Origin of the sequence: Lutimaribacter saemankumensis, assembly GCF_900100005.1 — a bacterium.
GTDB lineage: Bacteria > Pseudomonadota > Alphaproteobacteria > Rhodobacterales > Rhodobacteraceae > Lutimaribacter > Lutimaribacter saemankumensis.
Genome location: NZ_FNEB01000009.1, coordinates 108831 through 127210, shown reverse-complemented (window position 1 = coordinate 127210; position 18380 = coordinate 108831). Strand labels below are relative to the sequence as shown.

The 18380-nt window shown below is 59.3% G+C and carries 19 protein-coding genes and 1 pseudogene; 9 read left to right on the top strand and 11 right to left on the bottom strand.

From position 1 onward, the window contains the following. Positions 1-29 precede the first annotated feature (29 nt). The 5 genes from BLT50_RS15915 to BLT50_RS15895 form a co-directional block, all read right to left on the bottom strand. Positions 30-890 carry a lysophospholipid acyltransferase family protein gene (locus tag BLT50_RS15915; protein ID WP_090029731.1) on the bottom strand — a complete coding sequence of 287 codons (861 nt, stop codon included), beginning with the start codon at positions 888-890 and terminating at the stop codon, positions 30-32. 147 nt (positions 891-1037) lie between these two features. Next, a complete protein-coding gene (locus BLT50_RS15910; protein WP_090029728.1) occupies positions 1038-2720 on the bottom strand; it encodes a sulfatase-like hydrolase/transferase in 1683 nt (560 codons plus the stop codon). Positions 2721-2848: 128 nt separating this feature from the next. Next, the gene (locus BLT50_RS15905) at positions 2849-3238 is read right to left on the bottom strand and encodes a carboxymuconolactone decarboxylase family protein (RefSeq protein WP_090029726.1); all 390 of its coding nucleotides are present in this window, start codon (positions 3236-3238) and stop codon (positions 2849-2851) included. Between the two features lie 28 nt (positions 3239-3266). Beyond that, positions 3267-3869 carry a hypothetical protein gene (locus BLT50_RS15900; protein ID WP_090029724.1) on the bottom strand — a complete coding sequence of 201 codons (603 nt, stop codon included), beginning with the start codon at positions 3867-3869 and terminating at the stop codon, positions 3267-3269. 106 nt (positions 3870-3975) lie between these two features. Next, on the bottom strand, positions 3976-5604 hold the full coding sequence (locus tag BLT50_RS15895; RefSeq protein ID WP_090029722.1) for a thiamine pyrophosphate-binding protein: 1629 nt from the start codon (positions 5602-5604) through the stop codon (positions 3976-3978). A gap of 275 nt (positions 5605-5879) precedes the next feature. Between BLT50_RS15895 and BLT50_RS15885 the strand changes: the two genes are divergently transcribed. Genes BLT50_RS15885 through BLT50_RS15865 form a run of 5 tightly spaced genes read left to right on the top strand, consistent with a single transcriptional unit; the run spans position 5880 to position 11423 of the window. Further along, positions 5880-6953 carry an ABC transporter ATP-binding protein gene (locus tag BLT50_RS15885; RefSeq protein ID WP_090029717.1) on the top strand — a complete coding sequence of 358 codons (1074 nt, stop codon included), beginning with the start codon at positions 5880-5882 and terminating at the stop codon, positions 6951-6953. 4 nt (positions 6954-6957) lie between these two features. Then, on the top strand, positions 6958-7860 hold the full coding sequence (locus tag BLT50_RS15880; protein ID WP_090029714.1) for an ABC transporter permease: 903 nt from the start codon (positions 6958-6960) through the stop codon (positions 7858-7860). Further along, positions 7853-8653 (top strand): ABC transporter permease, encoded by an 801-nt coding sequence (locus BLT50_RS15875; protein WP_090029710.1) that lies wholly within the window; start codon positions 7853-7855, stop codon positions 8651-8653. Before BLT50_RS15880 ends, BLT50_RS15875 begins: the two co-directional genes overlap by 8 nt. Before the next feature lie 27 nt (positions 8654-8680). Further along, positions 8681-9709, top strand: coding sequence for an ABC transporter substrate-binding protein (locus tag BLT50_RS15870; protein ID WP_090029708.1), 1029 nt, complete (start codon positions 8681-8683; stop codon positions 9707-9709). 52 nt (positions 9710-9761) lie between these two features. Continuing rightward, on the top strand, positions 9762-11423 hold the full coding sequence (locus BLT50_RS15865) for an amidohydrolase (protein ID WP_175491501.1): 1662 nt from the start codon (positions 9762-9764) through the stop codon (positions 11421-11423). A gap of 15 nt (positions 11424-11438) precedes the next feature. Here BLT50_RS15865 and BLT50_RS15860 read toward each other — a convergent pair whose 3' ends face one another. Beyond that, complete coding sequence (locus tag BLT50_RS15860; protein WP_090029702.1) at positions 11439-12215, bottom strand: short-chain dehydrogenase/reductase; 777 nt, start codon at positions 12213-12215, stop codon at positions 11439-11441. A gap of 179 nt (positions 12216-12394) precedes the next feature. On the opposite strand from BLT50_RS15860, the gene BLT50_RS15855 reads away from it, so the two are divergent. Both BLT50_RS15855 and BLT50_RS19095 read left to right on the top strand, forming a co-directional pair. Continuing rightward, complete coding sequence (locus BLT50_RS15855) at positions 12395-12910, top strand: SDR family NAD(P)-dependent oxidoreductase (protein WP_281241656.1); 516 nt, start codon at positions 12395-12397, stop codon at positions 12908-12910. Between the two features lie 53 nt (positions 12911-12963). Further along, a pseudogene (locus tag BLT50_RS19095) lies at positions 12964-13104 on the top strand (IS3 family transposase); the annotation flags it as partial. A gap of 53 nt (positions 13105-13157) precedes the next feature. On the opposite strand, the gene BLT50_RS15850 reads toward BLT50_RS19095, so the two are convergent. Then, complete coding sequence (locus BLT50_RS15850) at positions 13158-13862, bottom strand: IS6 family transposase (protein WP_090029699.1); 705 nt, start codon at positions 13860-13862, stop codon at positions 13158-13160. Positions 13863-13893: 31 nt separating this feature from the next. Further along, the gene (locus BLT50_RS15845) at positions 13894-14121 is read right to left on the bottom strand and encodes a hypothetical protein (protein ID WP_090029696.1); all 228 of its coding nucleotides are present in this window, start codon (positions 14119-14121) and stop codon (positions 13894-13896) included. Between the two features lie 490 nt (positions 14122-14611). Between BLT50_RS15845 and BLT50_RS15840 the strand changes: the two genes are divergently transcribed. Further along, the gene (locus BLT50_RS15840) at positions 14612-15928 is read left to right on the top strand and encodes a hypothetical protein (protein WP_090029694.1); all 1317 of its coding nucleotides are present in this window, start codon (positions 14612-14614) and stop codon (positions 15926-15928) included. Positions 15929-16695: 767 nt separating this feature from the next. On the opposite strand, the gene BLT50_RS19090 is transcribed toward BLT50_RS15840, so the two are convergent. The 3 genes from BLT50_RS19090 to BLT50_RS15830 are packed head-to-tail and all read right to left on the bottom strand — an operon-like array spanning position 16696 to position 17724. Beyond that, entirely contained in the window at positions 16696-16875 is a 180-nt protein-coding gene (locus BLT50_RS19090) for a hypothetical protein (protein ID WP_139170551.1), read from the bottom strand. Positions 16876-16885: 10 nt separating this feature from the next. Further along, complete coding sequence (locus BLT50_RS19085; protein WP_139170550.1) at positions 16886-17101, bottom strand: hypothetical protein; 216 nt, start codon at positions 17099-17101, stop codon at positions 16886-16888. 26 nt (positions 17102-17127) lie between these two features. After that, complete coding sequence (locus BLT50_RS15830; protein ID WP_139170549.1) at positions 17128-17724, bottom strand: hypothetical protein; 597 nt, start codon at positions 17722-17724, stop codon at positions 17128-17130. A gap of 176 nt (positions 17725-17900) precedes the next feature. Here BLT50_RS15830 and BLT50_RS19080 point away from each other — a divergent pair, with 176 nt between their 5' ends. Next, positions 17901-18296 carry a hypothetical protein gene (locus tag BLT50_RS19080; protein ID WP_175491500.1) on the top strand — a complete coding sequence of 132 codons (396 nt, stop codon included), beginning with the start codon at positions 17901-17903 and terminating at the stop codon, positions 18294-18296. Positions 18297-18380 lie beyond the last annotated feature (84 nt).

Below are 18380 nucleotides of genomic sequence, written 5' to 3'. Positions count from 1 at the left end.
AGCAAAGCGCAAGGCAACGGCGGGGACGGTCAGATATCCGTTCTGTCACGCCAGCGACGGTGAACCCAGAAATACTGCTCGGGGTATCTTGTGGCGAGATCGGCAATCGCGTTGGTGGCCGCCTGCATCATCTCGGACGGTTGCCCGGGCGGAATCGGATCGGCCAGGATGACTTCGAAATCCAGACCGTTTTCCAACCGACGCCCGAAATAGGGGACCATCACCGCGTTGAAGCGCGCCGCGAATTCCGCGGCCGAGGTCGATGTCGGGGCCGGCTTTCCAAGGAAATCCAGGTCCGGGAATGTTTCGCCCCGGACATCGACCAGGATCGTGACCATTCCGCCCTTCTTGAGCACACGAAGAAAGCCCATAAGCCCCTTGGTCGTTTGCGGGAAAACGGGCCCCGAGACATCCATCATCGTCTTTTCGTAATGGGCGTTGAAGTACCGGTTCGACATGGGCCTGTAGATACCGCCAATGACAAAGCCGCGCGCGGTCAACGCGCGGCGGGGAACCTCGAAATTGCCGAAATGGCCCGACACGAAAATCACCGGGCGGCTTTCGGCGCGGGCCTTTTCGAGGGCGGCAAGGCCATTACCGACGATCCGCGCGGCCTCGGCACGACTTTGCAGTTCGGAGCCGGAGTAATTTTCGATCAGGGTGCGGCCGAAATTGTTGCAGCACGCACGGGCGATCCGGCGCCGTTCGACATCGGGCATATCGGGCCAGACAAAGCCCAGATGATACCGCGCGCGCTTCAGGTATCCGGCGATCCGGCCCACGAAATTCGCCATGACCCACCCGAAAAAGCGGACCCTGATCGCGTAGGGCAGCAGCAAGGCCGATCGAATGATCGCCGTTGCAACAAGGTTGATGAGATAGTCCACCATCTAAAAGATCATAGGTTTCCGGCTGTTACTTGCACGTCTGGCCTGCGGGGCGTCGCGACACTCTACTTTGCGGGTGCGGTGACATAAAGCACCATCGGGCAAAGCGGCAGGCGGAACGTCACGGCATTTACTGACCGCCAAGCCCCGTCACGGCTGGCTAGCCCCCCCCGGCCCGTCTTTCATATTCGGCGCCTTGCGGCCGCGGTAACGCACGGTCAGCTCGAGCGGGGTATCGTTTTCGTCATAGACCCCCAGAACGATGCCGCGGCGGCGGGTCTTGGTCCGCATTTCGCGCAATTGCTCTTCGCTGCGGGTGGTGCGCTGCGAGGGGCGGCGCGCCCATTCGAACAGCTTGTCATACATTTGCGCGATGACCTCTGCATGCTCATCGCTGTCGCCCAGATCGACCAGTTCGTCGGGGTCGTTTTCGAGATCGAACAGCATCGGACGGTGGCCGCCTTCGAAATGCATCAGCTTCCACTTCTTGTCGGCCACCATGAACATGGTCGCATCGCGCACCTCGGCGCCCATCGCATGGGCCACCGGCGAGGCCGAATAATCGTATTCGCAGATCACGTAGCCGCGCCGCGTGTCGGTGGCCTGCCCGCGCAGGATCGGCAAAAGGCTTTCGCCCTCGAGGATATGGAGCGGCGGCTCGCCCCCGGCGAAATCGACGAAAGTCGGCGCGAAATCTATGCATTCGACCAGCGCGTCGCAGACCGTGCCGCGCGTGGCGTCGGCCTCGGGGCTGGGGTCGTAGACGATCAGCGGAACGACGGTCGCCGTGTCGTGAAAGAACGTCTTTTCCCCCATCCAGTGATCGCCAAGGAAATCGCCGTGATCGGATGTCAGCACGATCAGCGTGTCATCCATCCGGCCGGTTTCCTCGAGCCAGGCGAAAAGCCGGCCCATCTGGTCATCCGCCTGCTTGATCAGGCCCATATAAGCCGGGATCACCGCGTCGCGCACATCCTGGCGCGAAAACGCCTCGCCCACCTTGTTGCCCATGAAAGCCTGGAACACCGGGTGATCGCTTTCGCGTTCGGCGTTCGAACGGATCACCGGCTGCACATGTTCGGGGCCGAACATGCTGGCATAGGGTTCGGGCACGATATAGGGCCAGTGCGGCTTGATATAGGACAGGTGGCAGCACCACGGTCCCTCATGGGTTTGCATGAACTCGATCCCGCGCCCAGTCAGATAGGGCGTTTCGCTGTCGGGTTCGTGGATGTTGGCAGCCTCGGTGCTGTTTTTCAGGAACCAGCCGGATAGCACATTGCCGTCTTCATCGAGGCCGGAATTCGCGAAATCGTGCCACGGGTTGTCGCTTTCGTAGCCCTTGGCCTTGAGCCACTTGTTGTACTCCCTCGCCCCGTCCGGGTCGTAAGAGCCGTCGGGCCCCTCGGGCAGCATCCCGTCGTCGCGTTCGAACACATCGAACCCGCATTCGCTGACCCGCGCGCCGATGATCGAGTCCGGCTCCAGCCCCAGCCGGGCCATGCCTTCCTCGTCGGCACGCATGTGCGTCTTGCCGACAAGGTAGCAATCCATCCCGACCTTGCGCAGGTGATCGCCCATCGTCATCTCGCCGACCTTGAGGGGGATGCCGTTCCAGCTGGCACCGTGGGAATGCACGTAGCGCCCGGTATAGGTGCTCATCCGTGACGAGCCGCAGATCGGCGACTGGATGTAGCACCGGGTGAACCGGACGCCGCGTTCCGCAAGCCTGTCGATATTGGGCGTGTGCAGGTGCTTGTGGCCGTAGCAGCTCAGGTAATCCCAGCGCAGCTGGTCGAACATGATGAACAGGATGTTTTTCGGTTTGGCCATAATGTCTTGCGGCGCAGTCCGGTTTTTCGCGGGGCCTGCGGCGTCTCCTCCCTTTCGTAGCGGGATCAGGTTAGCAACAGTTGCAGGGGGTTAGAACCTGCGATTGACGCCGGCCGGCGCAATCTCGGTTATTGCGGTTCCGCGTCGGCCAGAACCTTCCGCGCAACGCGGAAGCATTCCAGCGCCTGCGGCACGCCGCAATAGATGCCCACCACATGAATGATGGCGCGGATTTCATCCTGCGACACGCCGTTGTTCAGCGCGCCGCGGCAATGGATTTCCCATTCGGTCATCTTTCCAAGCGCGCCGATCATCGCAAGGTTCATCATGCTGCGGGTCTTGGGGTCGATCACGTCGTCCCCCCAGCCAAAGCCCCAGCACCATGCGGTCATCGCCTCCTGAAAGGGGCGGGTGAAGTCATCTGCGGCGGCGAGGTTCCGTTCGACATATTCGGCCCCCAAAGTCGCCTTGCGCTGTTCAAGCCCCTTGAGAAACAGATCTTCGTCGAATGCGGACATCGTGACCTCCCTTGCGATGCGGGCCCCTTCACGGGCCGCGTGCAGATTTGCGCAAGCGCAGGACGCTGGCAAGCAGCGCGATTGCCACGCCGGCCAGTTCGATCAGGTCAACGCCCCGAAACTGCCCGAAATAGCCGGCGTACAACTGCTCCAGCCCATGATAATTCACCGCTTTTTCGAACGTGGTGCCCAGCGCCAGGACCACCCCCAGGATCAGCAGCAGGTTGCCGAAAATGCTGCGAAAAAACACGATCATCAACAGCGACAGGACGCTGGTCAGCGCCACGAGCGACCCGACGAGAACGAAATACTGCACGGTGTGGCGTGTGCCGTACCAGCCTTGCGCCCGCGCCAGGCAGCGGCCATAGCTTACCACGAAGGCGTGCAGATCGAGATGCGTGTTCGCGACCTGAAAGAAAAAGGCGATGGCGCAAAGGCGCCAGAACAAGGCTTCGCGCCCCGTGGTCTGACGGGCAACGCGCAGCATGAGAACAGCGGCCACGCCATAGCCCAGCATGAAAACCGTGCCGGAAAACCACGGATCGCCGAATACTGTTTTCCAGTCCTCGAACCCGCAGGCCAGGGACTGCACGATTTCATGAACGCGTGTTTCGCTGCTGGACTGGCTCATGCGGCCTTCAGCCGGTTGGAAATGACGTATCGAAAAAGAAGGACTGGCCGGCAGTCAATTGCCGCCAGCCTAGCGCACGCCCCTCGACAGGTCCATCGCGGCTTTGTCAGATGCGCATGCGCGGAACGTCGTGCGGGTCTAGCCGCAATTCCAGCAGGATCGGCCGGTCGCGGTTTTCGATCTTTTCCAGCGCGCCTTCAAGGTCTTCGGCGGATTGCACCAGGATACCGTGCCCGCCCAGTGCCGTGGCCACATCGGCAAAGGACGGCCAGTCGAATTGCGAAAGGCCCGGATCCATGCTGCGGTCGAGAAACTGGATATGTTCCGCGCCGTAGGCGCTGTCGTTGCATACGATTACGATCAGATCCTGTTTCAGCCGCACCGCCGTGTTGAATTCGTTCACGCCGCCCATCATGAAACCGCCGTCGCCGGTGAACAGAACGGCGGGACGGTCGGGGTCGGCAAGGCTCATGCCGACGGCGGCCTGCAGCCCCAGCCCGATCGAGCCGAAATTCGTCGTCGCCATGAAACTGCGCGGATCGGGGGCCGAGACACGGCACCAAACCTCGGTCATGAAGCGCCCGCCATCTGTCGTCAGCAAGCGGTTCTTGGGCAACGCCTCTTCCAGGCGGTCCAGCGCCCAGACATAATTGACGGTGCCCGGCGCCGCCTTGTCGCGCTGGCCGGGCGGGTGCCAGGTGAGCTTGGCCATATCCAGTTCGGCGGTAAAGCCGGACGCCGGTATTTCCGCCTCGTCCAGCCAGTAGACGATGTTGTCCGCGGTCAGCCCGGCATCCGCGACCAGCGCGGCGTCGGGGTGAAAGTTGCGCCCGATCGCGCGCGGGTCGTCATTCACCTGCACGACGCGCTTGCCCTTCATCAGCTTTCCCTGGTCGGTGGTAAAGCTGTGCAGGCTGGCGCCGAAGGCCACGACGCAATCGGCCTTGGCGATCACATCATAGGCCGCCTCGGTGCTGAGCGTGCCGAAGATATCCATGTTGTAGGGGTGGTCGTTGAACAGCCCCTTGGCCTTGAGGGTTGTCGCCAGCGGCGCTTCGAGCCGGTCGGCCAGGCGTATGATCTGGTCGCGCGCGCCCGCCGCCCCTGCCCCGGCCAGGATCACCGGCCGCCGGGCCGAGGCGATCATGCCCACCGCCTGGTCCAGCCCGTCGCCTTCGGGGACGTAGGACGGGGTGGAAAAGACCGGAAAGATCTTTTTCTCGTGCACGACCTCCTGCCACATGAAATCCGCGGGCATGTTCAGCACGATGGGGCGCCGCTCGACGCGCGCCCGGTAATAGGCATTGGCGAAATCGTAAGAGGCCGTTTCCGGCGCCCGCATCTGTTCGAACCCGGCGCCGGCGGCCTTGACGGTTTCGCGCTGGTCGATGCTTTGCAGATGCTGGGAGATCATCACCGGCGTATCACCGGCCAGCAGCACCATGGGGATGTTGCCGCGCGCCCCTTCGGCCAGGGCGGTGACACAGTTCGTAAGCGCCGGTCCATGGGTCACGGTGGCAACACCCACCTGCCCCGTGACATGCGACCATGACAGAGCCATCAGGACCGAACTGCCCTCATAGGCGACCGGAACGAACGTGCCGCCGCAAGCGCGCACGTAGTGATCCACCATGAACAGGTTCGCGTCGCCCATCAGGCCGAACATGGTGTCGATTCCGTGGTCCTGCACCGACTTGGCGATGGATTGATAGGTGTAAATCTTGTCTTCGGCCATGGATCACCCCCTGTTCTGCATGTGCGCGCTCTGACGCCAACTTGCATTTCGGGCCGGGGTGGATGCAAGGGACCGCCGCGAAAACGGGCGAAAATCGACCGCGTCCGGCCATTGTGCGTGACCCGCCCGCCGCCGGTGGGCCTGCGGATTTTTCGGCCTGCACAATTCTTGACCGCCGGCGCGAAATGCCCGTTGCGCCGCCTGCAAAGCGCGCAGCAAACTTGCTTTTGGACCCGCGCTGAGTTTTGATCAAATTAAGAATCGGGGGCTCAGACGTGATCGAGATCAACGAAGTCAGCAAGATTTTCACCGGCCGCGGCGCTCCTTTCACCGCGCTCGATAATGTCTCGGTCACGATCCGCGAGAACGAATTTTTCACCCTTCTTGGCCCTTCGGGCTGTGGGAAAACCACGCTCTTGCGGGTGATCGCCGGGTTTATCGACCCGACAAAGGGGACGGTGACGCTCGATGGGCAGGATCTGGTCAGCCTGCCCCCCTACAAGCGCCCGGTGAACACCGTTTTCCAATCCTATGCGCTGTTTCCTCACATGACGGTCGCGCAGAATATAGCCTTCGGGCTGGAGATGCTCGACAAGCCGCGCGCCGAGGTCAAGAAAACCGTGGATGAGATGCTGGCGCTGGTCCGCATGACCGAAATGGCCGACCGCAAGACATCCGAGATTTCGGGCGGCCAGCAGCAGCGCGTCGCGCTGGCCCGCGCGCTGGCGCCACGGCCCAAGGTTCTGCTGCTGGACGAACCGCTGAGCGCGCTGGATTTCAAGTTGCGCAAGGACATGCAGCTGGAATTGAAGCGGCTGCAATCCGAAACCGGCATCACCTTCGTATTCGTCACGCACGACCAGGAAGAGGCGCTGACGATGTCCGACCGGATCGCGGTGATGAACGCGGGCAAGATCCGGCAGATCGGCGGCCCGCGCGACATCTATGACCACCCCGCCGAACGGTTCGTGGCGGATTTCATCGGTGACACCAATTTCCTGGACGTCGAATTGCTGTCCATCGCGGGGGAACAGGCCACGGTCCGCCTGCCTTCGGGCGCCGAGGCGCAGGTTCGCGCCCCAGGCGAGGGCGTCGCGCCCGGCCCGGTGACGCTGGCGGTGCGCCCCGAACACGCCAGCCTGTCCGGCGGCGCGGGCGCGGTTCTGCCGGGCACACTTGCGAATGTCGTCTATTTCGGAACCGACACGCATTACCACGTGGACCTGGACGGCGGCGGGCGGTTCGTCCTGCGTCAGCAGAACCAGCCCGACCAGGCCCAGACCCGCACGGTGGGCGACAGGGTCGAGGTCACGCTGGCCCCCGGTGTCGGCCAGGTGCTGAGAGACTGACCCGATGAGCGACGCAGCCACGAAAAGAGCGACACGGTCCCGCTGGCTGCTTCTGGCCCCGGCGCTGGCGGTTCTGGTCTTCGCGGCGTCAGGCCCGCTGCTGATCGTGCTGATCTATTCGTTTCTCACGCCGGGCGATTACGGCGGTGTGGAATGGAACCTGTCGTGGGATGCCTGGTTCAGCGTCATCATGGAGCAGGATTTCTTTACCGATGAAATCGGCTTTGCCGATGCGCATCTGTCGATCTTCTGGCGGTCGATCAAGCTGTCGCTGATGACAGCGCTGCTGACCTTCATCTTCGGCTTTCCGACCGCCTATTTCATCGCCACGCGCCCCAAGGAAAAGCGCGACATCTGGATGTTGCTGATCATCATCCCGTTCTGGACGAACCTGCTGATCCGCACCTTCGCGATCATGGAACTGATCCGCGCCGAGGGCACGGTGAACAGCGCCCTGCTTGCGCTGGGGATCATCGACGAGCCGATCCAGATGCTGTTCACGGAATTCGCGATCCTTCTGGGCATGGCCTATGTCTATCTGCCACTGATGGTGCTGCCGATCTATGCCTCGCTCGAACGGTTCGATTTCACCTTGGTCGAGGCGGGCTATGACCTTTACGCAACCCGCTGGCGGGTGCTGCGCAAGGTGATCTTCCCACTTGCCAAGCCGGGCGTGATCGCCGGGTCGATCCTGGTTTTCGTGCCGTCGCTGGGTGCCTATGTCACGCCGCGGGTTCTGGGGGGCGGCAAGCAGTTGATGCTGGGCAACCTGATCGAGCTGCAATTCGGCGCGGGCCGCAACTGGCCACTGGGCGCGGCGCTGTCGCTGACGCTGCTGGCCATCGTGATGGTGGCGCTGATCCTTTACGTCCGTGCCGCGGGCAACGAAGAGGTGCGGCATGGCTAAGGGCTTCGACATCCGCCGCCAGACCGGGTTCGCGACGGTCGCGATGGCCTGTTTCGTCATCCTCTACCTGCCGATCGTGCTGCTGGTCGTCTATTCCTTCAACGCGGGCACGTCGGTCGCGATCTGGGAAGGGTTCAGCTGGCGCTGGTACCAGACAGCCTGGCAGAACGAACAGGTGCAGGCCGCCACGATCCGGTCGCTTGTGATCGCGTCCTGGGCCACTGTGATCGCCACAAGCTGCGCCGTGCTGGCCGCGCTGGCGACCACGCGCCAGGGCACGTTCCGCGGCTATACCTTCGTTTTCGCGATGATCAACCAGCCGCTGATGGTCCCCGAAATCGTGACCGCCGTGGCGCTGCTGATCTTTTTCGCCATGATAAAGGTCGCGACCGGATATACCGGGCTGTTCTACCTGATCATCGCGCATTCGGCGTTCTGCATTCCCTTTGCCTACATGCCCATACGGGCACGCCTGCAAGGCATGGACCTGAGCCTGGAACAGGCGGCGATGGATCTGTACGGCACGCCCTGGCGCGTGTTCCGGCGGGTGACGCTGCCGCAGCTCTGGCCGGGGATCCTTGCGGGCGCGATGCTGGCTTTCGTGATCTCGCTCGACGACGTCGTGATTACCGAGTTCGTGAAATCCGCCGGGCAGGATACACTGCCCACCTACATGCTGGGGCAATTGCGCCGAGTCGTCACCCCCGAGGTCAACGCGATCTCGACGGCGCTTCTGGCGATTTCCGTGGTGCTTGTCATCGCGTTCTTTTTCCTCAGCAGAAACAAGAAATAACCGACAGAACCAACAGGAGGGTTCACCATGAAACTGACCAAATCATTTGCCGTACTGGCCGCATTGGCCGTGGCCGGGGCCGCACAGGCCGAAGGCACGCTGAACATCTACAACTGGGGCAACTACACCAGCCCCGAACTGATCGAGAAATTCGAAAAGGAATACGGGGTCGAAGTCACGATCACCGATTACGACAGCAACGATACCGCGCTGGCCAAGATCAAGGCGGGCGGCCATGGGTTCGACATCGTCGTGCCGTCCGGCACGTATGTGCCGATCTTCATCTCCGAAGGGCTGCTGATGGAATCCAAGCCCAACGAGATGGAAAACTTCAAGCACATGGACCCGCAATGGGTGGACGTGGAGTTCGATCCGGGCCGCAACTACACCGTGCCGTGGCAATGGGGCACCGTGGGCATGACGGTCAACACCAGCGTCTATGGCGGCGACATCAACACCGCCGGGATCTACCTCGATCCGCCCGATGAGCTGAAGGGCAAAATCAACGTCGTCCCCGAGATGATGGATGTGATGTCGACGGCCATCTACTACATGGGCGGCGAACAGTGCACGACCGACAAGGAAGTCCTGAAGAAAGTCCGCGACAAGCTGGTCGAGGCAAAGACCCACTGGCTGTCGATGGATTACGGCAACATCGAGAAATACGCCAAGGGCGACCTTGCCGCCGGCGTGAACTGGAACGGCGCGTCGATGCGGGCACGCCTGCAGAACCCCGATATCGCCTATGGCTATCCGATCGACGGCTATCCCGTTTGGATGGACAACGCCGCGATCGTGGCCGATGCGCAGAACGTCGAGAACGCCAAGCTGTTCCTGAACTTCATCATGGCGCCGGAAAACGCGGCGATGCTGTCGAACTTCGCCAAGTATGCGAACGGCATCAAAGGTTCTGACGCCTACATGGACGAAGACCTCAAGAACGCGCCCGAGGTGAACCCCTCGGACGAGCTGAAGGCGGCGGGCGTGCTGTCCAAGACCTGCCCGCCCGAGGCGCAGAAGATCTACACCGCGATCTGGACCGAGCTTCAGAAATAACACGCGGCGGGCGGGCCTTGGTGGCCCGCCCTTTCCTTTCACGGAGATACCCATGTCCCCCGATATCGTCATCCTGAACGGCAGCCTCATCACATTCGACGACACGACACCCCGCGCCGGGGCGCTGGCGATTTCGGGCGGCACGATCACGGCTGTTGGCGACACCGCCGATATCCGCGCACTGGCCGGGTCCGGCACGCGCGTGATCGACGCAGGCGGCGCCACGGTGCTGCCCGGCTTTATCGACAGCCACGTGCATCTGTTCGGCGGGTCGGTCGAACTGGGCTATCTCGACCTTTACGGCGTTCAGGGGCTGGACCAGTTGACCGCGAAGCTGCGCGAATGGTCGGCGCAATGCCCCGATGACAAGGTGGTTTTCGCCGTTCAGGCCGATTACGCGATCCTTGGACCGGGCCGGAACACGACCCGGCAGGATCTGGACAAGGCGCTGCCCGACCGGCCCTTTGCGATGTTCGCACCCGATCATCACACCGTCTGGGCCAACACGAAGGCATTGGAGCTTGCCGGCCTGCTGCATGGCGGCACGGTCGACATGGGCGCCGAGATCGTCATGGCCCCCGACGGCACCGCCACGGGCGAGCTGCGCGAGCCCGGCGCCTATGCCCCGGTGCTCAAGCTGACGCGCCATGGCGGGCGCGACATGCTGGGCCTTGTCACCGGGGCCGATCCCGTGCCGCCCGCCACCGCCGCGGAACGCGCGCTAGACAAGGCGGCCATCGCGCGCGGCCTGAAACACTGCGCCAGCCACGGGATCACCGGGCTGCACAACATGGACGGCAATTTCTACAATCTCGAACTGCTGTCCGAGCTCGAAGCCGATGGCGACCTGCTGGCCCGCGTCGAGGTGCCGTTCCATTTCAAAAGCCACGACAGCCTGGACCGCTTTGCCGAGGCCGAGGAAATGCGCGCGCGCTACAAGGGCGACTGGGTCTGGTGCAACCGGGTCAAGATGTTCATCGACGGCGTCGTCGAAAGCTCGACCGCGCTGATGCTGGAACCCTACCCGGGGCTCGACACCGTGGGCGATGCGGTTTTCGACTACGATCATTTCGAGGCGGCAGTGATCCGCGCCGACAAGATGGGCCTGCAAATCGCCGTACACGCCATCGGTGACAAGGGCATTCGCTGGACGCTCGATGCCTACGAGGCGGCGATCCGCGCCAATGGCCGGCGCGACAGCCGCCACCGCATCGAACATATCGAGGTGCTGCATCCCGACGACCTGCCACGCTTTGCCGAAATGGGTGTGGTGGCCTCGATCCAGCCGGGGCACGCGCCCTTCGGCGGCATCTTTCCGCCCGAAGGTGTGGGCAAGATGCTGCATGACCACCAGATCCCGACCTCCTATGCCTGGCAGGATATCCGCGACACGGGAACCCCGGTGGTGTTTTCGACCGACTGGCCGGTGATCCCGGTGGACGTGATGCCGAACGTGAAGGCCGCCGTGGCCCCCATGAAGATGCCCGCGCCCTGGCGCGACCAGAGCCAGAGCCTGCATGACACGCTGAAATCCTACACCGCAGACAACGCCTGGGTGGAGTTCAACGAGGCACGCAAGGGCCGGCTGTCGCCCGGCATGATGGCCGATGTCGCGGTCATGTCCCACGACCTCGAGGCGATGGACCCGCAGGATCTGGACAAGGCCCGCGCACAGATCACCATCGCGGGCGGGCGTGTCACATACGAAGCGTGACCGGGTGGGGGTGCCTTACCCCCACTGTCCGCCGCCATCCATGTCGATCACCGTGCCCGACAGGTATTCGACCTGCGGCGCGCACAGCATCGCGGCCAGTGCGCCGACCTCTTCGGGTTTTTTCAGGCGTCCGAACGGCATCAGCCCCTGGTCGAGCAGTTCGCTCCAGCGTTCCTCGTCACCGAATTTCGATGCAGCGCGCGACCGGTAGAGCCCGACCACCCGGTCCGTCAGCGTGGGCGACGGGTTTATCCCGAACACCCGCACGCCATAGGCCGGCGTTTCTGCCCCCAGCGCGTTGGTGAAACCGATCAGCGCGGCGTTGCCCGCCGCCCCGCAGATATAGTCGGGGCGCACCGCGCGCCCGCCCATCCCGATGATGTTGACGATGATCCCCGATTGACGCTGCTTCATTCTTTGCACGTAAATCTGCGACAGGTGGATATAGCCGAACACCTTGAGAGCCCACGCCTCGTGCCAGCGCCGCATCGAAACGTCGGCCAGACCACCGCCCGGGATCGCGCCGGCATTGTTCACGAGGATGTCGATTTCGGGATGCGCCTCGGCCAGGGCAAGGCGCGCCTCGTCCTGTGCAAGGTCGGCGGCAAAGGTCGCGACCTCGACGCCGGTTTCGGCCTTGATCGCGTCGGCCGCGCGGGCAAGCGACGCCTCGTCGCGCGACGCGATGACAGGCCGCGCCTCTTCGCGGGCAAAGGCCAGCGCCGTTTCATACCCGATACCCCGCGAACCGCCCGTCACCAGAACCGTCTTGTCCTTCAATCCGAGGTCCATTTCCTGTCCTCCCCCTTTGTTTCGACCGGGCCACCGCCCTGGGCCGGATGATGCGTCCCGGCCCTGCAGGATGTGCGCGTCCGCGCGGTTTTGTCCAGTCTCCGCGCGGTCCGCCTTTGACCTCCGGTCACGGCAATGCAACTCTGCGCGCACAACCCGAGACAAGCAGGAGAAACGACATGTCGGATCTGGAGGGGCGCAAGGCGCTGGTGACGGGATCGGCCACGGGGCTGGGCCGGTCCATTGCCGTCAAGCTGGCAGAACGCGGGGCGGATGTCGTGATCAACTACTCCAGGTCAAAGGCCGACGCCGAAGAGGCGGCGGATACCTGCCGGGCGGCAGGCGCGCAGGTCAAGCTGGTCCAGGCCAATGTAGCCGATCCCGACGGCTGTCGCGCGCTGGCAGCGGCCGCGGGTGAATGGGGCGGGCTGGACATCCTGGTGAACAATGCCGGCATCACCCGCCACGCGCGCGATCATGCAGACCTGGATGCGCTGTCAAAGGCCGATTTCATGGATGTCTACGAGGTCAATGTCGTCGGGCCTTACCTGATGCTGCAGGCGGCCAAACCACTGCTGACGGCGGCGCATCAGGCCACGGGCCGGTCCAGCGCGGTTCTCAACACCTCATCGATTGCGGGCGTCAAGGGGATCGGATCTTCTGTCGCCTACGCCGCGTCCAAGGGCGCGCTGTGAGCCTCCCCAACTGAACTGGTCCACCACTATGTTTAGGAAACGGAGGACCGAGAATGGCAAACAGGCGACCCAAGCCCGAAGAGATTGTCTCGAAGTTACGACAGGTTGAGGTGCTGATGGGACAGGGCATGTCCCGTCTCGACGCGATCCGACAGATCGGCGTTGTTGAACAGACGTACTATCGCTGGCGCAAGGGTGCTGTCAGACGAATGCGAACCAGTCTCTGCTAGGACAGTCGCATTGTCCCTTATCCCGCGCAGAGACCGCGCCACTCAGCGAGAGCGGCGGCGCGGTTGGCCTTGAAGTGAGGTCGGCTGGAGAGGCTTCGTTCCTGGTTAAAGTGGTTTAGGAGGGAGGCGTGAACGGAGACGAACTTCTGAAGACTTCGCATCCGCCGAAAGCGGAGCATGGCCCGCTCGCGTCGTCGGAACGGCAGATGTGAATTCTCGGCTCGATTGTTGAGCCAGCGGCCGGTTTGCTGACGGCTCGCCGCATCAAGTTCCTTCAAGGCGGCACCATAGGAACGAAGCCGATCGGTGACGATGACCTCGGGCTGACCATGCCGCTTCATCGATTTTCGCAAGAATTTCAATGCGGCTTGCTTGTCTCGGGTCTTCGTCACAAAGCTTTCGAGCACCTCCCCTTCGTGATCGACAGCCCGCCAAAGGTAGTGCCTCTCGCCATTGATCTTCACGAAGATCTCATCCAGGTGCCAGCGCCAGCGGCTCGACTTCATACCCGCCACACGTCGCTTGCGGATCTCGGCTGCAAACATCGGACCGAAACGTTGCCACCAATAGCGGACGGTCTCGTGGCAGATATCGACGCCCCGCTCGTGGAGCAGGTCCTCGACGTTCCGGAGTGACAGCGGGAACCGGATGTACATCATCACCGCCAGGCGGATGATCTCGGGGCTGCTGTGGAAGCCCTTGAACGGGTCAGGTCTGGTCATGTTTCGACGCTACGAGGCTGTCCTGCCCGTCTCAACCGAAATCCTTCTGACAAAACCCATTGTTGCCTTCCATGTAAGCCTCTCTCGTGACTGCGTCGACCTTGAAGACCAGCAGGAAGTTTTCCGCAGACTTGAGCACGTTTTCATCTGGGCTGTGATAGCGGTCGAACTCACACAAAAACTCCAGCGTTTCAGCAGTTGCTGGGGTACAAATTGTTATGGAAGCAAGTAGCTTTGCAAAAATTTGAAAAAATTTCATACCGCATTCTGCGCCAATCCTTCCACGCAAACAACACCTCGCCGATAAGGTTGGCTCGATTGCGGACCTATACGAGAAGAAAACGCGGGAAACGATGCGCCCCTGCCCTGATCCGCTCAATCATCGGCAACACGCTCTCAGCATGGGCTAGCGCCTTCGCCCTGTTTGATGCCGCTCCCTTCCGCGCCGCCTGACGCCGCTTAGAAGCCCGCTCCGGGATGGACCAGCTCAGTTTGATACAGCAAGACTTAGGTGGTTCATGATAGCGGATCTCGGAACCGGCAGCGACGACTGGCAGCCACCAGCCAAAGAGTCTTAGCCTGATAAGCATCTTTCGCTGGTTCAGCTGACTGCTCGAAGCGGAGAGTTTATGCCCAAGAACTTGGAAAAACCACCGTGACACAGTTGCTTGGTGTGGTTTACCGTTGATTTGAAAAAATCGCGCACGTGAGCGCGACTTGAGTGAACGCATTCTTGCATGGGGGAGTAAATGCCGACGCGCTTCAATACAACCGCCGCTTTTTCCATCATCATTTGCGCGTTCACTACAGGCACTGCCGTATTCGCTGACGAGGCAGGCGACATCAAAGCCTGTCAAGAAATTTTTGCTAAAGCAACGGGGCGCAATCTAGATAAAGATTCAGCAGTTTGGGAAGCCTATATCTTTTCACCCAATGAGGTTGAGTTCCCGCAAAACAACGTCATTTGCAAAGTCAATTATGAAGGCGTGTATTTTCTTTCTGAAAAAGGCCAGATCATAATACTAGATGGTTGGCCAGTTGGAAATGAAGAACTTTTTAAAAGGCTTGTGGAACAGATTAATGGCAAGGTAGGATTGCTTGAAGATCAAATTGATAAATACAAAGAATTGATGCAGGCGGGCGAGGTTTCATTAAGACAGCCAGGAGGAGAGCCAAAGCAACGGCTGGCTGAATTTGAAGCCAAGATTTCGACGCTTTTTTTTGAGTTAATATCCACTGACACGAATTATGAAAACGTTGCCATTAATAATCTAAAATCAGAGATAGCAGCTTGCCAAACAAAGCGCGATTCTGTTGAGGCTGAACTAAAAGAGTGCAAAAACCAAGTCAACGCAGCCGAAAAATCAAACCAAAAAGTCTTGGATTTCCAAGACAATATGCGTGACCTAGAAGTTGCTATAAGAGACAAGGAGTTTGAAAAAGCTCGCAATATTTTAGTTGCTGAAGTAAAGATTGACTCACTTCGCGAATACAAGCTCGCTGAGCTTGAAAGCGCTACTCTGGCCATGGTTAAGCCATTGCCGGCGTCAGAGACGAAGTTAAACATGGATGGGTACCGCCTGCTGACTATTCTTGATTTTGAAAATTCAGAGTATCGTCAAAAATATAATCAATATAGCGCGATATATAATCAACTTAGCACGATACAGGAAGAAAAAGGACCCAGCACGCAAACTTCCTCAGATATGGGGCCTTACACGAGTGAAGAGATTTGCAAGGCTCTAATAGTGGCTACTATGAGCGCGACCTCTCTCGACGATGTAAAGCTTTCAAGCGCGTCGAATTTCTCAAACCCTTACTCTTTTAAAGATGTGTACTTGGCGGAATACCGCAGGGCGGCTGATGGAAAGATTTTCCGAGTTCTTTGTGGCATCAACTCAAGTGAAGCAACGTTCTCCATTTTATGGGACTATGAACCTGGGCGGACTCAGTACGAGTGGGAGAAAAACAAAAGAATCTCGTACCGGACCGCAAACGGAAAAGTCACCTTTACAGAGACTTATTTTGACGGCAGCAAATTGGACACAACCGTAACTCTAAAATAGCGAACACCAAACGCCTGCCATGAATGGCAGCGCAGCGCGTATGCTAATATTCGCGACATACGCGATGAAGGCCAGTTGCTGCAGATTTGGGTTAAGAGATAGATGGCAGCTCCCGGCTGTTTTATGTTGAAAAGCTCAGTGTCCGATCGAGGGCAGCCAAAGTCTCAGAACTTCTTCCCTTCAGAAACCGTCTTTGCAAGCATCATTTTTTGAGCGCCCACCTTCGTGATTGCTGTCCTGGCTGACGTAGCTGCGGGCCATCCACATTTCAGACCTCACAACCCGCCAAGTAGTTTGGCCAAGCTGCGCATCATCTGCGCCTCCCGCGACCGCCCACCATGCTTCCATCTCGGATGGCTTGTCCCTGTCACATGCCCACCCCAAAGGCGCGACGTTGCACCAGGCGATGGCGAGACATACAACCGCCTGGGGCTTTATGCCGCCCAAACTGGCCAGACGCACCAGGCGATATTGGAAGCCGCACTTGCGGAATATCTTAAAAGCGCAAATGCGTAGTTGCGTAAAAGATACCCTACCAGGAGAAACATGCGTGAAGATCTTGCTCTATCTGGCACTGAAACCGCGAAGAAGGATTGAAGCAAAACAGGCGTCAGCACCAAGACCACAGCACCGCGCAGGGATTAGGGAAAAAGGTGGAACGGTCGAAGCCTAAGCCAGCACCAAAACCGACCCACGAAATGGGGTGGAGGCGTTAATCCCTTCGCGGTAGGTGAAGTGCGGAAACTGCCTTAGCGCGCAGTTCGCGCTCAACCAACAAAAGGTACAACGCCAAGAAGGGCAGCGGCGCCATAGGCAAAGAATACACCTGTGCCAAAGCAGATCAGGGCAAAAACAACGTTTAACCATCCGCCAGCCTGCCAAAAGTAACGCCCGGCGACGACCCCCGAGACCGAGAACATAGCAGGTATGATCCACATAAATTCCATAGAATTTCCCCTAGAAATAGGCGTTTAGTGATTGACCCGTGAAAAGGAAGATAAGTGCGTTCACGATCCCAACTGGCGGAATAAAGATACCTACACCCAGAAGCACTGCACTTGTCGCTCCAAGCACAAACGACACAAAGTGAACCGTCATCATCCCACCAGTCATTACCCAAAGGATCGGAACGATAATCCAAGCTAGTATGTGGGCTCCTTTTTCTTCGCTCAAGACAGGCACTCTCTCTGCCAGATAACCTATTGGGAAAATGGGTCAGTGTTCGAGTTGCCAGACGATCCACCGAAGGGGTCCGATAGGCCTGAGACTGCCTCATGAAAGGATTTCTGGCACTCGACAGCCGTATCAAAGGCTTGTCTTGAGCCTCTCAAGCTGTAATGCCCAAGCATGGTATTTCTGTAATACCACTTCATTTCGGTTTCCTTCATGAACTCTCTAGCAAACTGCCCAGATTGCTCTGTCGAGGCATCAAAAGAAAAGGTTAAGCCTGGATTTCCATTGAAATCTCGCCCGGTCATTTCGAGCGTCCAAGGAGTTTCATCACCAAAAAAAACTTTGACGTTGTATTCCTTGCCGTTTTCGATGCTTGCCCATGCGTCATCCATTAGCGTTACATCCAACAGAATTTTGTCGTCTCTCTTTATGAAGCCGATCATAAATAATGTGCCACCTTCATAGTTGGTGCTGGCTAAGCATCCCGGTAGCCCTGAGTAGAAATCAACATCCCAATCGCCTACCGTTTTCCAGCTAGTTACCTCCGCTTTTGTCTGTGTAGGCAGCATTGTTCCAAGCGCTACAATTAAAGCTGTTGATGCAATGCGAAAAAAATTGTGCATTTTCGACCCCGCTCAGAAGTTCATTCTTTTCTTAGAATGCCTATCCACCTCAAGCATGTCAAAAACCCACCCGTGTCCGGGGTGCCTGATGTTGTCAGCAACAGCACAAATCGGGCAGACTATGGTCAAACGAAAATGATCATGCGCAGTGCCTAGCCTGATTGAATAAAGGAAATATGATGAAATTGGTTGCTGCTATCGCGGCGCTTACGTTTCTCACACTGCCTGCATATGGCGCAGTGGTCTGCAAGCGTATTGGCGATGATCCTTTCAAGCAAGAAGAGACACTATTCATTAGCGGCGACACGGGTGCCTACAGCTACAACGCTTACGATGGCAGTCGCACTTATCTGACTGATATAGAATGTGGAATTACCGCAAAGAGTGGGGCTGTTTGTATGCGGGTTTTCCAGCGCGAGGATGGCCTAACTGTCGAGCATTATTCGATAGATAAGCTGTTGGGCGTTGCTGCCCTGAACCATACAAGTTTCACACAAAACTCCAATTTATTGGGAACTAGACATTACGCAAGCAAAGACAGTTTCTTGGTAGACTGTTCGGGCGAACCCTAGATAGTTCTAGATTTCACTGTCACCCCTCTAAATCTGCCTATTTTATAGACGACCTGCCAGGCGAATTAAGTGATGATGGGTCGC

What these genes read in the sequence shown, in the direction of transcription:
- BLT50_RS15905 (WP_090029726.1), bottom strand. Translation starts at nt 3,238, where the DNA reads ATGTCCGCATTCGACGAAGATCTGTTTCTCAAGGGGCTTGAACAGCGC.
- BLT50_RS15860 (WP_090029702.1), bottom strand. Translation starts at nt 12,215, where the DNA reads ATGGACCTCGGATTGAAGGACAAGACGGTTCTGGTGACGGGCGGTTCG.
- BLT50_RS15870 (WP_090029708.1), top strand. Translation starts at nt 8,681, where the DNA reads ATGAAACTGACCAAATCATTTGCCGTACTGGCCGCATTGGCCGTGGCC.
- BLT50_RS15855 (WP_281241656.1), top strand. Translation starts at nt 12,395, where the DNA reads ATGTCGGATCTGGAGGGGCGCAAGGCGCTGGTGACGGGATCGGCCACG.
- BLT50_RS15900 (WP_090029724.1), bottom strand. Translation starts at nt 3,869, where the DNA reads ATGAGCCAGTCCAGCAGCGAAACACGCGTTCATGAAATCGTGCAGTCC.
- BLT50_RS15895 (WP_090029722.1), bottom strand. Translation starts at nt 5,604, where the DNA reads ATGGCCGAAGACAAGATTTACACCTATCAATCCATCGCCAAGTCGGTG.
- BLT50_RS19090 (WP_139170551.1), bottom strand. Translation starts at nt 16,875, where the DNA reads ATGGAATTTATGTGGATCATACCTGCTATGTTCTCGGTCTCGGGGGTC.
- BLT50_RS15845 (WP_090029696.1), bottom strand. Translation starts at nt 14,121, where the DNA reads ATGAAATTTTTTCAAATTTTTGCAAAGCTACTTGCTTCCATAACAATT.
- BLT50_RS15830 (WP_139170549.1), bottom strand. Translation starts at nt 17,724, where the DNA reads ATGCACAATTTTTTTCGCATTGCATCAACAGCTTTAATTGTAGCGCTT.
- BLT50_RS15915 (WP_090029731.1), bottom strand. Translation starts at nt 890, where the DNA reads ATGGTGGACTATCTCATCAACCTTGTTGCAACGGCGATCATTCGATCG.
- BLT50_RS19080 (WP_175491500.1), top strand. Translation starts at nt 17,901, where the DNA reads ATGATGAAATTGGTTGCTGCTATCGCGGCGCTTACGTTTCTCACACTG.
- BLT50_RS15840 (WP_090029694.1), top strand. Translation starts at nt 14,612, where the DNA reads ATGCCGACGCGCTTCAATACAACCGCCGCTTTTTCCATCATCATTTGC.
- BLT50_RS15850 (WP_090029699.1), bottom strand. Translation starts at nt 13,862, where the DNA reads ATGACCAGACCTGACCCGTTCAAGGGCTTCCACAGCAGCCCCGAGATC.
- BLT50_RS15910 (WP_090029728.1), bottom strand. Translation starts at nt 2,720, where the DNA reads ATGGCCAAACCGAAAAACATCCTGTTCATCATGTTCGACCAGCTGCGC.
- BLT50_RS15865 (WP_175491501.1), top strand. Translation starts at nt 9,762, where the DNA reads ATGTCCCCCGATATCGTCATCCTGAACGGCAGCCTCATCACATTCGAC.
- BLT50_RS15875 (WP_090029710.1), top strand. Translation starts at nt 7,853, where the DNA reads ATGGCTAAGGGCTTCGACATCCGCCGCCAGACCGGGTTCGCGACGGTC.
- BLT50_RS15880 (WP_090029714.1), top strand. Translation starts at nt 6,958, where the DNA reads ATGAGCGACGCAGCCACGAAAAGAGCGACACGGTCCCGCTGGCTGCTT.